15 protein-coding genes are annotated in these 14,985 nt (G+C 69.4%); 11 read left to right on the top strand and 4 right to left on the bottom strand.

Translation table 11 applies throughout. The annotated features are described in order from the left end of the window. Positions 1–9 precede the first annotated feature (9 nt). From DL519_RS32680 to DL519_RS32690, 3 genes are all read left to right on the top strand, one after another. Positions 10–2,541 (top strand): ATP-dependent Clp protease ATP-binding subunit, encoded by a 2,532-nt coding sequence (locus DL519_RS32680; RefSeq protein ID WP_190820536.1) that lies wholly within the window; start codon positions 10–12, stop codon positions 2,539–2,541. A gap of 114 nt (positions 2,542–2,655) precedes the next feature. Beyond that, positions 2,656–3,243, top strand: coding sequence for an HdeD family acid-resistance protein (locus DL519_RS32685; RefSeq protein ID WP_190820538.1), 588 nt, complete (start codon positions 2,656–2,658; stop codon positions 3,241–3,243). Positions 3,244–3,405: 162 nt separating this feature from the next. Beyond that, the gene (locus tag DL519_RS32690; protein ID WP_190820540.1) at positions 3,406–3,819 is read left to right on the top strand and encodes a VOC family protein; all 414 of its coding nucleotides are present in this window, start codon (positions 3,406–3,408) and stop codon (positions 3,817–3,819) included. Between the two features lie 106 nt (positions 3,820–3,925). Here DL519_RS32690 and DL519_RS32695 read toward each other — a convergent pair whose 3' ends face one another. Beyond that, positions 3,926–4,813, bottom strand: coding sequence for an HAD family hydrolase (locus tag DL519_RS32695; RefSeq protein ID WP_223840403.1), 888 nt, complete (start codon positions 4,811–4,813; stop codon positions 3,926–3,928). Between the two features lie 697 nt (positions 4,814–5,510). Between DL519_RS32695 and DL519_RS32700 the strand changes: the two genes are divergently transcribed. The 6 genes from DL519_RS32700 (at position 5,511) to DL519_RS32725 (ending at position 12,304) form a co-directional block, all read left to right on the top strand. Continuing rightward, positions 5,511–5,747: a glutaredoxin family protein gene (locus tag DL519_RS32700; protein ID WP_190820545.1), complete on the top strand. Its 237-nt coding sequence runs from the start codon at positions 5,511–5,513 to the stop codon at positions 5,745–5,747. Between the two features lie 399 nt (positions 5,748–6,146). Further along, complete coding sequence (locus tag DL519_RS32705; RefSeq protein ID WP_190820547.1) at positions 6,147–7,001, top strand: redox-sensing transcriptional repressor Rex; 855 nt, start codon at positions 6,147–6,149, stop codon at positions 6,999–7,001. Beyond that, complete coding sequence (locus tag DL519_RS32710; RefSeq protein WP_190820549.1) at positions 6,998–8,383, top strand: glutamyl-tRNA reductase; 1,386 nt, start codon at positions 6,998–7,000, stop codon at positions 8,381–8,383. Before DL519_RS32705 ends, DL519_RS32710 begins: the two co-directional genes overlap by 4 nt. After that, a complete protein-coding gene (gene hemC / locus DL519_RS32715; RefSeq protein ID WP_190820551.1) occupies positions 8,380–9,318 on the top strand; it encodes a hydroxymethylbilane synthase in 939 nt (312 codons plus the stop codon). Before DL519_RS32710 ends, hemC begins: the two co-directional genes overlap by 4 nt. Positions 9,319–9,332: 14 nt before the next feature. Continuing rightward, positions 9,333–10,865 (top strand): bifunctional uroporphyrinogen-III C-methyltransferase/uroporphyrinogen-III synthase, encoded by a 1,533-nt coding sequence (locus tag DL519_RS32720; RefSeq protein ID WP_190820553.1) that lies wholly within the window; start codon positions 9,333–9,335, stop codon positions 10,863–10,865. Positions 10,866–11,155: 290 nt separating this feature from the next. Next, complete coding sequence (locus tag DL519_RS32725; protein WP_223839851.1) at positions 11,156–12,304, top strand: methyltransferase domain-containing protein; 1,149 nt, start codon at positions 11,156–11,158, stop codon at positions 12,302–12,304. A 44-nt stretch (positions 12,305–12,348) separates the two neighbouring features. Here DL519_RS32725 and DL519_RS32730 read toward each other — a convergent pair whose 3' ends face one another. The 3 genes from DL519_RS32730 to DL519_RS32740 all read right to left on the bottom strand — a co-directional run bounded on the left by DL519_RS32730 (position 12,349) and on the right by DL519_RS32740 (position 13,705). Then, complete coding sequence (locus DL519_RS32730) at positions 12,349–12,594, bottom strand: hypothetical protein (protein ID WP_190820555.1); 246 nt, start codon at positions 12,592–12,594, stop codon at positions 12,349–12,351. Positions 12,595–13,018: 424 nt separating this feature from the next. Then, positions 13,019–13,312: a hypothetical protein gene (locus DL519_RS32735; RefSeq protein WP_190820557.1), complete on the bottom strand. Its 294-nt coding sequence runs from the start codon at positions 13,310–13,312 to the stop codon at positions 13,019–13,021. 24 nt (positions 13,313–13,336) lie between these two features. Then, a complete protein-coding gene (locus DL519_RS32740) occupies positions 13,337–13,705 on the bottom strand; it encodes a hypothetical protein (protein ID WP_190820559.1) in 369 nt (122 codons plus the stop codon). A gap of 151 nt (positions 13,706–13,856) precedes the next feature. On the opposite strand from DL519_RS32740, the gene DL519_RS32745 reads away from it, so the two are divergent. Both DL519_RS32745 and DL519_RS32750 read left to right on the top strand, forming a co-directional pair. Next, positions 13,857–14,693 (top strand): helix-turn-helix domain-containing protein, encoded by an 837-nt coding sequence (locus tag DL519_RS32745; RefSeq protein WP_190820561.1) that lies wholly within the window; start codon positions 13,857–13,859, stop codon positions 14,691–14,693. Positions 14,694–14,716: 23 nt separating this feature from the next. Further along, entirely contained in the window at positions 14,717–14,923 is a 207-nt protein-coding gene (locus DL519_RS32750; protein WP_223839852.1) for a DUF397 domain-containing protein, read from the top strand. Positions 14,924–14,985: the final 62 nt, after the last annotated feature.

A 14,985-nucleotide genomic window follows, 5' to 3' on the forward strand; every position in this document is an offset into this window, starting at 1 on the left:
CGGTGCGTGATGAGCTACCCCTCGGCCTTCGGATCCCGAGATCCCTTCGCGGATCTGCTCAACCGGTTCTTCGGCATGTCGCCGATGACGTCGCCGCCCGCGATGCAGCGAGTGCCCATCGGCCGGCTGCTCAGCGAGTCCGCCACCGAACTGATCGCCAAGGCGTCCGAGCGCGCGGAGCAGGACGGCAGCGCCGACCTCGACACCGAGCACCTGCTGTGGGCGGCGACGCAGGTGGAGCCCGCGCGCACCCTGCTGGTCCAGGCCGGGGCGGAACCGGACCACCTCGCCTCGCGGATCGCCGCGGTGCTGCCGGGAGCCAGCGCCGAGCCCTCGGCGAGCCCGGGCCTCACACCCGCCGCCAAGCGCGCGCTGATCGTGGCGCACGCCCGGTCCCAGGCCGCGGGGAAGTCCTACATCGGGCCCGAGCACATCCTGGCCGCGCTGGTGGACGACCCGGGCTCCGCGGCGGTCAAGCTGCTGGACTCGCAGGAGGTCAACTCCGGCAAGCTGCGCGATCGGGTCGACCAAGCCGCCGCCACCGACAACATCCCGACCACCGCCGGCAGCGACACCCCGACGCTGGACGAGTACAGCCGGGACCTCACCGGGGAGGCCCGCGCCGGCAAGCTGGACCTGGTCGTCGGACGCGCCGACGAGATCGAGCAGACCGTGGAGATCCTGTCCCGGCGCAGCAAGAACAACCCGGTTCTCATCGGCGAGCCTGGGGTCGGCAAGACCGCGATCGTCGAGGGCCTGGCGCAGCGCATCGTCGCCGGTGACGTGCCGGAAACCTTGGAGGACAAACGGGTTCTCGCGCTCGACCTGACCGGGCTGGTGGCCGGTTCGCAGTACCGCGGCGAGTTTGAGCAGCGGCTGAAGAAGGTCATCGACGAGGTTCGCGCGGCCAAGGGCTCGGTGATCCTGTTCATCGACGAGATGCACACCATCGTCGGCGCCGGGGCCGGTGGCGACAGCAGCATGGACGCGGGCAACATCCTCAAGCCCGCGCTGTCGCGGGGCGAACTGCACGTCGTCGGGGCCACCACGATCGACGAGTACCGCAAGCACATCGAGAAGGATGCCGCGCTGGAACGCCGGTTCCAGCCGGTCATGATCGCCGAGCCCACGGTCGAGGAGACTGTCCAGATCCTCCAGGGGCTGCGCGACTCCTACGAGGCGCACCACGGGGTCCGCTTCACCGACGAGGCGCTGACCGCGGCCGCAAGTCTCTCCGACCGCTACCTCAGCGACCGCTACCTGCCGGACAAGGCCATCGACCTGATGGACCAGGCGGGCGCGAGGGTCCGGTTGCGGTCGCTGAGCCGCAGCGGCGACGTCCGCGAACGCGAGAACGAAATGGCCAAGCTGCGCCGCGAGAAGGACCAGGCCGTCGACGCCGAGGACTACGAGCGGGCCCGCGAGCTGAAGGAGCGGATCGAAACACTGGAAGGCGAGATCGCCGGGATCACCGAGCGGCGCGAAGGCGTCGCGGACGTGACCAAGCAGGACATCGCGGAGGTGCTGTCGAAGCGCACCGGCATCCCGGTCGCTCAGCTGACCGAGGACGAGAAGCACCGGCTGCTGCGGCTCGAAGAGGCCCTGCACGAGCGGGTCGTCGGCCAGGACGAGGCGGTCCTGGCGGTGGCGGAGGCGGTTCGGCGCAACCGGGCCGGGATGGCGCCCCCGGACCGGCCCATCGGGTCGTTCCTGTTCCTGGGCCCGACCGGTGTCGGCAAGACCGAGCTGGGCAAGGCGTTGGCGGAGCTGATGTTCGGCGACGAGCACAAGCTGATCCGCTTCGACATGAGCGAGTTCCAGGAGAAGCACACCGTGTCCCGGCTGGTCGGCGCCCCGCCCGGCTACGTCGGCTACGAGGAGGCCGGGCAGCTGACCGAGAAGGTGCGCCGCCAGCCCTACAGCGTGCTGCTGTTCGACGAGATCGAGAAGGCGCACCGGGACGTGTTCAACACGCTGCTGCAGGTGCTCGACGACGGGCGGCTGACCGACGCCCAGGGCCGCACTGTGGACTTCCGCAACACCGTGGTGATCATGACGAGCAACATCGGCGCGCAGCGCATCCTGGCCCACGAGGGCGACGTGGACAGCATTCGCGACGAGCTGATGGACGACCTGCACGCGGGGTTCGCGCCGGAGTTTCTCAACCGCATCGACGAGACGATCGTCTTCCACCGGCTGACCGAGGAAGACCTGTCGCGGATCGTCGATCTGATGCTGGACCGCAGCCGCCGCCTGCTGCGCGCCCAGGAGATCGACCTGGAGGTCACCGAAGCCACCAAGAAGTGGCTGACCAAGCGCGGTTTCAAGCCGGAGTTCGGCGCGCGGCCGCTGCTGCGGACCATCCACACCGAACTGGACAACCGGATCTCCAAGCTGCTGCTGCGCGGCGAGGCGCAGCCGGGCGACACCATCATCGCCTCGATCGAGGGCGACGAACTGGTCTGTGCCCTGGCCCAGCCGCACGCGGCGGACGTGCCGGCGCAGTCCGGGAACAAGGCGTCGGGATCGAGCCGGGTTTGAACGCTCGGCTCCCGGTCCCACGCGCCGCCTCGAAGACGGGACTTCCACTACTCGGATTGGTGATGCGAGCGGTTCGGGAATGCACTGATCCGGGTCCCGTGGGAAGGATGGATCATGAGTAGCCTTCAGGACGACCCGGGCCGATTCGTGGCCGGTCGGTTGGCGAAGATGGCGTGGCAGTCGGTCCTCGTGGTGGGCGTCTGCTCGCTCGTCGTCGGTGTGCTGGCGTTGGCCTGGCCCCGCGCGACGCTGATCGTCCTCGGGGTGCTGTTCGGCATCTACCTGCTGGTCAGCGGTGTGCTGCAGATCGTCGCGGCGTTCGGCACGCACGTGGCGGCGGCGATCCGGGTGCTGGCGTTCATCAGCGGCGCGCTGTCGATCCTGCTGGGATTGCTGTGCTTCCGGGGTGAGATGCAGTCGATCCTGCTGCTGGGCCTGTGGATCGGCATCGGCTGGCTGTTCCGCGGGGTCACCCAGACGACCGCGTCGGTCGCCGACCGGGCGATGCCCGCGCGCGGCTGGCAGATCTTCATGGGCATCGTCACGGCCCTGGCGGGCATCGTGCTGATCGTCTCGCCGCTGGCCTCGGTGGCGCTGCTGGTCCTGTTCGGCGGGATCTGGCTGATCGTCCTCGGAGCGGTGGAGATCATCACGGCGTTCCGGATTCACCACGCCGCGAAGCAGCCGGCGACGTCCGGGTGACGCCGATGTCCGGGCGCGCGCGGGAGGGGCACGCCCGGCCTTCGGGTGGGCCGGTGCGGTGGGCGGGGATGCCACCGCACCGGCCCGGTTTCGCGTGGCCGCTGTCGGTGGGGGCCGTCATGCTTTCGCGCAGGCCCGATTCCGCTACCCATGGAGGTTCCGATGAGTTCCCGGCTCAACCCGTACATCAGCTTCGACGGCAACGCTCGCGAGGCGATGGAGTTCTACAAGGACGTGTTCGGCGGCAACCTGACGATGAGCACCTTCGGCGAGTTCGGCGGCTCGGATCCGGGCATGACCGACAAGATCATGCACGCGATGCTGGAGAGCGGCAGCGGCTTCACGCTGATGGCCTCCGACACCCCGCCGGGCATGGAGCACAAGCCGGGCAACAACATCACGGTGAGCCTCAGCGGAGACGCCGCCTCCGGCGACGAACTGCGCGGCTACTGGGCGAAGCTGTCCGAATCGGGCACCGTGTCGGTCCCGCTGGAGAAGCAGATGTGGGGCGACGTGTTCGGGATGTGCGTGGACCGGTTCGGCATCGGCTGGATGGTCGACATCTCCGAATCGTGAGCGCAGCGCAGGTGGTTCTCTGGGGCGTGAGTCTGTTAAGCCGCTGAAGTAGCCCGAAAGACTCACGGCCCCGCGCTTTCCGGACCCCCGCTGCACCGCAGGGGCGTCAGGAGCGGTCGCGGCGGCGGTAGGCGAGGCCCGCGGCCACCGCGCCCGCGATGGCGCTGGCTCCCATGATCGAGTTCAGGCCGATCCGGGCCGCCTTCCGGCCCGTCCGGAAGTCCCGGACCTCCCAGCGCCGGGCCCGTGCGATGTCGCGCAGCCGCTGGTCCGGGTTGACCGCCACCGCCGTGCCCATCGCCGACAGCATCGGGATGTCGTTGGCCGAGTCCGAGTACGCCGTGCAGCGCCGCAGGTCCAGGCCTTCGCTGGCAGCCAGCGCCCGGACCGCGTGCGCCTTCGCTCGGCCGTGCAGCATCTCGCCGACCAGCCGGCCCGTGTACACGCCGTCGGAGCTCTCCGCGACCGTGCCCAGCGCGCCGGTCAGCCCCAGCCGCCGCGCGATGATCTGCGCCAGCTCCACCGGGGTCGCCGTCACCAGCCACACCCGTTGGCCTGCGTCGAGGTGCATCTGGGCCAGCGCCCTGGTGCCCGCCCAGATCCGGTCCGCCATCAGCTCGTCGTAGATCTCCTCGCTGAGCTCCACCAGCTCCGAGACCTTGCGGCCGGCCACGAACGACAGCGCCTGCTCCCGGCTGGCCTGCATGTCCTGCGGGTTCTCCCGACCGCCGACCCGGAACTTCAGCTGCTGCCAGGCGAACCCGGCCAGGTCGGTGGCGGTGAGGAACTTGCGGGCGGCCAGGCCGCGGGCGAAGTGGAACAGCGAGGCGCCCATCATCATCGTGTTGTCGACGTCGAAGAACGCCGCGGCGGTGAGGTCGGGCGGGGTGGCCAGCGAGCCGTCCGGGCCGGGCGCGGCGGCAACGGCGGCTTCCGCGGACGCTCGGCCCGCCACCTTCGCGCTGTCGATCGGATCGGCACCGGGCGCGCGCAAGCTGTTGTGGTCCGCGCCACCGGCTGAGCCTTGACGTGTCGGCACCGCCGCGCCTCCCCGGGGTCCTCCGGTGTTGTCGTGCGAAGTTTCCAGGTCTCGCCGACCCGGGCCGGCCCGGCTCAGCAGGCTTCTAGCTTAAGACCTGGCCGCAACCGAACTTGCGCACCTCCACCGGGGTGCGGCAACGGTCCGGTAACTGCTTCGGGGTGACTCGGCGAGCGCCTAGCGGAGATCATCGGGGAGGAGTCGCGCCAGCCGCCCGATCGCGCGGTGCTGCAGCGCCTTGCGGGGGCGGGGGGTGCGAACGTCTTCGGGCTGCTCATCTCTTGCGACCTCCTGCCGTCGTTGGCTCCACCGGCGTGGTGCGGGTGGGACGCATCGGTGCCGGTGTCATGTCGCGGTGTCCGGCGGACACCCGCCTCCGGCGGCTGGCCGATCGCCCGGGCGGCCTCCATGCCCTTGGTGACGCCGGGGGGCGTGAGCGCTGAAGCAGGAGCATACGTGTTGTTACTCGGAAGTAGGTAGTACGATTCAGTGATGGCCCAGTTACATAGCGTGTTCACGAGTGGGCCCCGCGTCGCCCGGGCAGGTGATTTTGAACACTTGACCAGGGGGGTCGGTGCTGCGGAACGTGTCCGTCTGCTGGGTACGTTGGAACACGCGAAATCAGGCCCGAATACCACCCTGGAGCGAAGGCATGCACGAGGTGACGGTGATGACCCGCGAGGGTTGCCACGCATGCGCGGACGCGATCTCCGACGTGCGGCGGATCGGTGCGGAACTCGGCGTGCCCTGGTCCGAGCAGGACGTGGACGCCGATCCGGAACTGCGCGCCGAGTACGGCGACCGCGTCCCGGTGATCTTGATCGATGGAGTCGAGCACGGCTACTGGAAGGTCGAGGAGGACCGCTTCCGCCGGGCCCTGGCCCGCTGACCGGTGATCTTGCCCCCGCGCCGCGCGGATTGCGCCCGTCACGTGCGCCAGACCACGCGTTTTGGCACGTCGGGGGGCCATCGGCAATGATGGCGGGGAAGGTTTGCGCCTCCGGTGGAGTCCGGCCCTGCGACTTTGTGCATGCGTTCACAAATTGGTTACGGTGTACGGGTCGGGTCGCCGGATTCTCGGTGTGGATCAGCGGATCAGGTGTTAGCCGCCGGATGTCAGCGGCGCTCGCGGACGACGCCGGGGCCGCCGGGTGGCAGACCGGTCGACGTCGGTGCTCCCCGCCTGAGGAACGAAGTCGGGAAGTAGGCGACGACCGTCGCACGGCTGTACCCAAACCGGGTGCGGGCGGGCAGGCCAGAGCATTAGGTAGGGCGAGGGAGATCCAGCGTGACGGCCCACGGAGCGGACGTGCAGGACGGTGACGGGCAGGCCGGGGCCGATTCCAGGACCGACCGCAAGCAGTCGCCGGCGATCGAGGTTCCCGCGGCGCGGGAGCGCGCCAGGGCGATCCCGGAAGCCGCCGTCGCCCGGCTCGCGGTCTACCTGCGGGCGCTGTCCGGACTCGCCGACCAGAACGTGAACACCGTCTCCAGTGACGAACTGGCCGTGGTCGCCGGGGTCAACTCCGCGAAGCTGCGCAAGGACCTCTCCTACATCGGTTCATACGGCACCCGCGGCGTCGGCTACGAGGTGGCGGTGCTCGTCGGCCAGATCGAGCGCACCCTCGGCCTGACCCGCAAGCACAGCGTCGCCGTCGTCGGTATCGGTAACCTCGGCCACGCGCTGGCCAACTACGGCGGCTTCCCGAGCCGCGGCTTCCCGGTCTCCGCGCTGTTCGACCTCGACCCGGACCTGGTGGGGGTGCCGGTCGGCGGCATCCCGGTCGATCACATTGACGACATCGTCGAGGTGTGCTCCGAGCGCGAGGTCACCATCGGCGTCATCGCCACACCTGCGCAGGGCGCCCAGGAGGTCTGCGACGGTTTGGTCGCTGGGGGCGTTACGTGCATCCTGAACTTCGCGCCCGTCGTGCTGCAGGTCCCCGAGGACGTCGAGGTGCGCAAGGTCGACCTGGCGGTGGAGATGCAGATCCTGTCGTTTCACGTGGCCCGACGCCAGCAGGAAGCGGCGGCGGCAGCCGATCGATCCGATGTGGACGGTGCGGACATCGGTCCGCCGGGCGGCGGCGGTCGGGTGCCAGGCGAGGTCGAATCGGCGAACAGGATGGTGGAACGGCTGTGAACCTGCTCACCGTCGGGATTTCCCACCACACCGCCCCGGTGCGGATGCTGGAGCGGGTCTCGATCAGCCGAGCGGACGTCCCGAAGCTCCTCGACGAGCTGTTGCAGCGCGAGCGCATCTGCGAGGCGTTCATCATCTCGACCTGCAACCGCGTCGAGGTCTACGCGGTCGCGGAGACCTTCCACGGCGGCCTGGACGACGTGACGTCGGTGCTCGCCCGGCACGCCGGCGCGGAGGTCGCTGACCTCGCCGATCACCTCTACGTCTACTACGCGGGCGCCGCGGTGGAGCACCTGTTCTCGGTCTCCGCCGGCCTGGACTCGATGGTCGTCGGCGAGGCGCAGATCCTCGGCCAGCTGCGGCAGGCCTACGGCACGGCCGACGAGAACGGCACCGTCGGCAGAACCCTGCACGAACTCGCGCAGCAGGCCCTCCGGGTCGGCAAGCGGGTGCACTCCGAGACCGGCATCGACGCCGAAGGCGCGTCGCTGGTGTCCGAGGCGCTCGCCGACGCCCAGGTCGCGCTCGACGGCTTGGCCGGGCGCAGCGCGCTGGTGGTCGGCGCGGGTTCGATGGGCGGCCTGGCCGCCGCGCAGCTGAAGCGCGCCGGCATCGGCGAGGTCGTGATCGCCAACCGCACCGCGGCCAACGGCGAGCGGCTGGCCGAGTCGCTGCGCGCCGACGGCGTCGCCTCGCGCACCGCCGGCCTCACGGACCTGCGCAGCGCGATCGCCGCGGCCGACCTGGTGGTGGCCTGCACCGGCGCGATCGGCGCGGTGGTGACCGAAGACGTGGTCGCGGCGGCGCTGACGGTCCGCGACGACCGTCCGCTGCTGTGCTGCGATCTCGGCCTGCCCCGGGACATCGCGCCCGAGGTGGCCGGACTGCCCGGCGTGACAGTCGTCGACCTGGAAAGCCTGCAGCAGCGACTGTCCGAGAAGCAGGGCGGCAACGAGTCCGAGCGGGCCGCGCAGATCGTCGCCGAGGAACTGCGCAACTACCTTGCCGCGCAACGCTCGGCCGAGGTGACCCCGACCGTGGCCGCGCTGCGCAAGCGCGCCGCCGAGGTGGTGGACAGCGAGCTGCTGCGGCTCGACTCGCGGCTGCCCGAACTGGACGGCGACGTGCGGGACGAACTGGCGCGCACGGTCCGCCGCGTGGTGGACAAGCTCCTGCACGCGCCGACGGTCCGGGTCAAGCAACTCGCGTCGGTGCCGGGCGGTGCCGGTTACGCCGACGCACTCCGAGAGCTCTTCGAACTCGATCCGCAGACGACCGCGGTGCTCGGCACCCCGCAGGCCGACGAGGGCCTGCCCGGCGGGGCCTCCGTCGCCCAGGCGCGGCTGCACGATCGAGCAGGACAGGACGGTGAGGACCGTTGAACAAGACCCTCCGCATCGGCACCCGCGGCAGCGCCCTGGCGATGGCGCAGAGCTCGCAGGTCGCCGAGGAGCTGGAGAAGGCGGGCTACCCGACCCAGCTGGTCACCGTGTCGACCCCCGGCGACCGCTCGATGGCGCCGATCGCCGAGATCGGCGTCGGTGTGTTCACCTCCGCGCTGCGCGAGGCGCTCGCCGCCGGCGAGGTGGACGTCGCGGTGCACTCCTACAAAGATCTGCCGACCGAACCGGACCCCCGGTTGTCGCTGGCTGCTGTCCCGGTCCGGGAGGACCCGCGGGACGCGTTGGTGGCACGGGATGGTCTGACGCTCGGCGAACTGCCCCCGGGGTCCATTGTGGGCACCGGTTCGCCGCGCCGCGCCAGTCAGCTCCGGGCCCTGGGCCTGGGGCTGGAGGTGCGCAGCATCCGCGGCAATGTGGACACCCGCCTGCGGAAGGTGACCGACGGTGAGCTGGACGCCGTCGTGCTCGCCCGAGCCGGGCTGGCCCGAGTGGGCCGGCTTGCGGTGATCACGGAAACGCTCGATCCACTGCAGATGCTGCCCGCGCCCGCCCAGGGCGCGCTTGCAGTGGAATGCCGCGTCGATGACGTGGACACCGAGCATTTGCTGCAGTCCGTTTTGGACGATCAGGCCAGCCGCGCCGCGGTGGCCGCCGAGCGCGCCGTGTTGTCCGCGCTCGAAGCGGGCTGTAGCGCGCCGGTCGGCGCGCTGGCCGAAGTGGTGGATGACCTCGACGAGGACGGGCGCGTGGCGCTGCGACTGTCCGTGCGCGGGGTGGTGGCGACCGACGACGATCAGTTGGTCCGCGCCTCCATCACTGGTGAGACGACCGCCGCTGATCAGCTGGGCCGGGAATTGGCCGCCCAGCTGTTCGAAGCCAGGGCCGCTTTGCTCAGCGGACCCGGCAGTAGTTGATGGGGAGTGCCCTGATGACCCGAGCACGTAAGACCCCCGGACGGATCGCTTTCGTGGGCTCCGGTCCCGGTGACGCCGGACTGCTCACCGTCCGGGGGCGGAATACGATCACCCGCGCCGCCTTGCTGGTGACCGACCCGGACGTACCCGCCGATATCGTCGGCCAGGCCGCTGACGGCGCCGAGGTCCGCCCCGCCGTGGGGGACCCGGCGGACGTGGCCAAGGACCTGGCGAACGAGGCCGCGACCGGTCGCACCGTGGTGCGGTTGGTCGCCGGTGACCCGCTGACCGCCGACGCGGTGGTCCGCGAGGTCCAGGAGGTCGCCAAGACCGGCGCCGCCTTCGACATCATCCCCGGCGTCGCCGGCGGCAGCGCGGTCCCGGCCTACGCCGGCGTCGCGCTCGGCGCGGTGCACACCGAGGTCGATGTCCGAGGCGACGTGGACTGGGCTTCGCTGGCCGCGGTGCCCGGCGCGCTGGTGCTGCACACCACCGGCAGCTACCTGGCCGAGGCCGCTTCGCGGCTGGTGGAGCACGGCAGGCCCGCGACGACTCCCGTCGCGGTGACCGCCTCCGGCACCACCGTGCAGCAGCGCACCATCGACACGACGCTGGCCTCGCTGGCCGCCGACGTCGGTGAGCTGCAGGGCCACCTGGTGGTGACCATCGGCGACGTGGTGTCCGAGCGCAGCAAGCTCTCCTGGTGGGAGTCGCGCGCCCTGTACGGCTGGAAGGTCCTGGTGCCGCGCACCAAGGAGCAGGCCGGCGCGATGAGCGACCGGTTGTGGTCGCACGGCGCCGTCTCGCACGAGGTGCCAACGATCTCGGTCGAGCCGCCGCGCAGCCCCGCGCAGATGGAGCGTGCGGTCAAGGGCCTGGTCGACGGCCGCTATCAGTGGGTGGTGTTCACCTCCGCCAACGCGGTTCGCGCGGTGTGGGAGAAGTTCGGCGAGTTCGGGCTGGACGCCCGGGCGTTCTCCGGCGTGAAGATCGCCTGCGTCGGCGAGGCCACCGCGCAGAAGGTCCGCTCGTTCGGGATCATCCCGGAGCTGCTGCCGTCGAGTGAGCAGTCCAGCGAGGGCCTGCTGCAGGAATTCCCGCCGCACGACGACATCCTGGACCCGGTGGACCGGGTGCTGCTGCCGCGCGCCGACATCGCCACCGAGACGCTGTCGGCAGGGCTACGCGAGCGCGGCTGGGAGGTCGACGACGTGACGGCCTACCGCACCGTCCGCGCCGCGCCGCCGCCGGCCGAGACCCGCGAGATGATCAAGACCGGTGGGTTCGACGCGGTGTGCTTCACCTCGTCGTCGACGGTCCGGAACCTGGTCGGCATCGCGGGCAAGCCGCACGCCCGGACGCTGGTGGCCTGCATCGGCCCGAACACCGCGGAGACGGCCAAGGAGTTCGGCCTGCGGGTCGACGTCCAGCCGGAGATCCCGCGCGTGGAGGACCTGGTGGACGCCCTTGCCGAGCACGCGGCCCGGCTTCGCGCTGAAGGCACGCTCCCGCCGCCCCGCAAGGCCAAGCGGGCCCGCCGCAGCTGATCCGTTGAAGAAGGGCACCTTCCGGCCACCGGTCGGAAGGTGCCCTTCGTGCTTCATCCGATGGGGTGGAAGCCGTCACGTCGAGGCTGATTGGTTTGCGCTCTGTCTTGATGAAAAGCGTTACCAGTAGGGGGAAGAAGTCTTTTCTGGTTCTGGGATCCCGATACCGTCGCCAAGACCGCCGACGACGGAAAGGAGATTCCTGATGGTCGACAACAGGCATTCGGTGGACGACGACAAGCAGACCGGTAAGACCGCCGACGACCTTGACCCCAAGGACTTTGAGAAAGATGACGACGACAGCTAGGGGCGGAGACTCCGCGCTTACCGCGGAATTGCAGTCGGCTGGGCAGTTGTCCACCAGGTGCGGCTCGGCGTTTCGGGCGGTGGCGCGGGAGTGCTTCGTTTCGGACCGGATGTGGGTTCAGGAGGTCGACGGCGGTCCATACGAGCCGATGGACCGGTCTGCGGAGCCGGAACGCTGGCTGCGCAACGTCCACTCGAACCGCGTGATCGTGACGCAGTTCGACGATGGTGCGACATCTTGGCCCGAGGTCGGTTATCGGCCCACATGTTCGGCATCCATGCCGTCAGCGGTGGCAGGAATGCTCGATGCTCTCGATATCAGCTCCGGACAGTCGGTTCTGGAGATCGGGACGGGCACGGGATACAACGCCGCGCTGCTCGCCGAACTCGTCGGCGCGCAAGGAAAAGTGACGACGACCGAAATTGACGCCGACCTCGCGGCGACCGCCCGGGCACGGCTCGAGGCGACCGGGTACGGCCACGTCGCCGTCGTCGTCGGTGACGCCGCGGCGATGGCCGTGACCGAGAAGTTCGACAGGGTCATCGCCACAGCCGGGGTGCATCTCGGGCAGCTTCCCGTTGGGTGGCTCGAGAACACGCGGATCGGCGGCGTGATCCTGGCACCGATGCGGGCCGATCTAGCCTCGGGCCCGTTGGTCCGTTTCGAGGTCGAGCGGGACGGCGTGGGCCGCGGGCACGCTGTGCAGGGACTGCGGGTCGGCTTCATGGAGCTCCGCTCGCACCGCATCGCCGCACTTCCATTCGATGGGCTGCGCTGGGACGACCCGGCCGCCGACCGGTCGATCACTGAGGTCAGCCCGTTCAAGATGCTGATCGACGAAGCGTCCAGGTGGGCGGTGGCGGTGGCGGTTCCCTCCTGCCGGTACAGCCTGGAGAAGAAGACCCCGGAACGTGACCACGGCGTAGCGTGGCTGAGCGATCCGGTATCCGATTCGTGGGTCAGCGTCGTCCCAGACAACCGGAGCCGCTACACCGTTCGGCAGTCGGGTCCTCGGCGGTTGTGGGACGAGGCGGAAGCCGCGTTCCGGTGGTGGCTGCGTCACGGAGAGCCGCCGCTGGAAGCCTGGCGCTGGACAGTTGCTCCTGACCGCCAGACCGTCGCACTGGCCTGACCGCCAGAACAGGGGTGGCCGGTCGTGAGTGCGTAACGTCGTTCTTACCGCGGCTCCAGCAGCGGTACCGCCAGGGCGTCGTTGTCGGGCCAGCGGGGCTCGGGCTCCCGGAGGCGGTGTCTGCCCTGGCGTTCCCACTGTTGTCGCTCTTCCTCGACGTGCGCGATCAACTGCCACACGGTCAAAGCCCCTTCGCCGCCCCCTGAGTGCTGCCCGTAGGCGGCGAAGGCGCGCCACGCCCACCCGGAGGCGGTCAGGATGGTGACCGCGGTGCCGAGGCAGAAGGTCACCTCTGACCGGCCAAACCCGGGGGAGGTGCCCGTCGCGCTTCACGGTGGTGCGCTGGCAGGCGAGAGACTTCTGCGCCGGGAAAGAAAGAACCCCCGGCGCTTACCCAATGGGCAGAGGCTGTCCGGGGGACTTCAGCCAAAATAATATCGCAGCGGGCGCCCACCGGTCGGTGCGCCAGCTCCACGAGGACATCGTCACGGTGGTGCGCTGGTTGTCCGTGCCGCTTGGCGACTGGATCGCGACGAACTCGCGCACGCCGCGACTGTTGGACCACCCCAGACAGCGACATTGAACGGGGTTAGCGGGTGGAGGTATTCCTCTCCGCGAAAAGGATGGCCGGTCGGTGCGTGGGGAGAGGACCGCACCGACCGGCCCGCGCGGGCCGGGGACGTCGGGGTCGTCAACCGCTCGGCCCGAGGCTTGTCAGATGCGGTACAGGGAGTCCAGGACTCGTCGTTGCAGCTCCAGCAGCGGTACCGCCGGGGCGTCGTTGTCGGGCCAGCGGGGCTCGGGCTCCCGGAGCCGGTGCCTGCCCTGGCGTTCGCACTGTTGTCGCTCTTCCTCGACGTGCGCGATCAACTGCCACACCGTCAACGCCCCTTCGCCTCCCCCGGCGTGTTGCCCGTAGGCGGTGAAGGCGCGCCACGCCCAGCCGGAGGCGGTCAGGGCGGTGACCGCGGCGGCAAGACAGGTGGTGAGAACGAGCAGCGAGGTCATCAGCATTCCTTTTCGGTGATCGGGTCAGTTCACGGAGTCGCTGGGAATCCACAGCTCGCTCGGGCGGGAGAGGGTGAGCGCCGGGGCTCCTGGCGAGCCGTGCGGCGGTAGGCCGAGCAGTTCCATCACCACGTCGGCAACCGCGCCTCGGGCGTGCCACAGCGGCGGCGGCGATGAGTGGAACTCCAGGTCATCGCCCCGGACCCGAGCCGCCAAGGCATCGGAGGCCGACCGGGCCAGGTACATGTCCATTGCGCCGTCCCGCACCCGGATCCCTTGCACCGCAAGGACACCGCCGAGCGTCGGCAGGTACGAGAACCGGAACCCGGCCCGAACACTCGCCTCAACGGCCCCCAGATGCGGCCGCAACCAAGCCTCCGGCTCCTCGCGCATCCTGTTCTCCTTGTCACTGAAGCAACTCGCGTTTCCATCACGCTACAACTGTCACGTGACATCAGAAAAGATCCCGATCGGATGATGTTGGGGTGTGGGTGATCGTGAGATAGTGCGGTGCCTGAAAGGCCGATCTTGAGAGGACGAGACGATGGCGAATCCGCCTCCGCCGCTGGCGCGACGGATCGAACTCGGTGCGCTCCTGCGGACGTACCGCGAACGCGCGGGCCTGGAGGTCGGGGAAGTCGCAGAGGCTCTCGGCTGGACCTACGTCCAGAAGGTCGGGCTCATGGAATCGGGCAAGCGGAAGCTGGCACCCTTGGAGGTCAACGCACTTCTGGACCTCTACGAACTGGGTACTGAAGAACGGGAACGGGTTGTCGAACTCGGCAAAGAAGCCCGCAAGCGCGACGCAGGCCCGGCATTCGCCGCCGACTGGGCACAGACCTACCTCGCTCTTGAAGTCGCAGCATCACATCTCAAGTTCTACGCAGAAGAACTGCTTCCTGGCCTGCTGCAGACGGAGGATTACGCCCGCGCCATCCTTGAAGAAGGCAGGAGCTTGACGCCTCGCGAAATCGACCGCGCGGTCGCTCGTCGAGCCGAACGTCAGCACAGGCTCACCGAACCCAACGCCCCACGTGTCACCGTCGTCCTGAGCGAGTCGGTCCTGCGTCGCGGCGTGGGCGGGCCAGAAGTAAGGCGTGGACAGCTCGACTACCTGCGCAAACTGACGGATCTTCCCAACTTTGCGGTTCATGTCCTGCCGTTCTCGGCGGGTGCACACCTTGCGCTCGGCACATCGTTCACGCTGCTGCACCTTGGCGATCCTGTGGTGACATTTGCCTACATCGAAGCCCTGACCGACTCCGACTTCCTAGATCGACCACCCCATACCGAGGTCTATATCCTGGCCTTCGACCGAGCACACCGCGCAGCACTGCCTCGCGCTGAGTCGCTGGAGATGCTCGATCAAGCCAAGTTCTGATCCAACTCAGTGGAGTGATCTAAGTGATCCGCGCGTCCGAACTCCCCGTCACCTGGCGCAAGAGCAGCCGCAGCCAGAACGGCGCCAACAACTGCGTTGAAGTTGCGAGCCTTGCGCAGACCATCGCCGTGCGGGACTCGAAGGAGCCGCATGGTCCAGCGTTGATCTTCGACGGTCGGGCGTTCGGGGGGTTCCTCGACGGGATCAAGGCCGACCGCTTCTCGAGCTGAGCCCTCGGCTCGTCCGTTCTGTCGGGTCGTTACGCTCGTGGTGTCACCCCGCCGAGCCTGTT

The organism is Saccharopolyspora pogona (genome assembly GCF_014697215.1).
GTDB lineage: Bacteria > Actinomycetota > Actinomycetes > Mycobacteriales > Pseudonocardiaceae > Saccharopolyspora > Saccharopolyspora hattusasensis.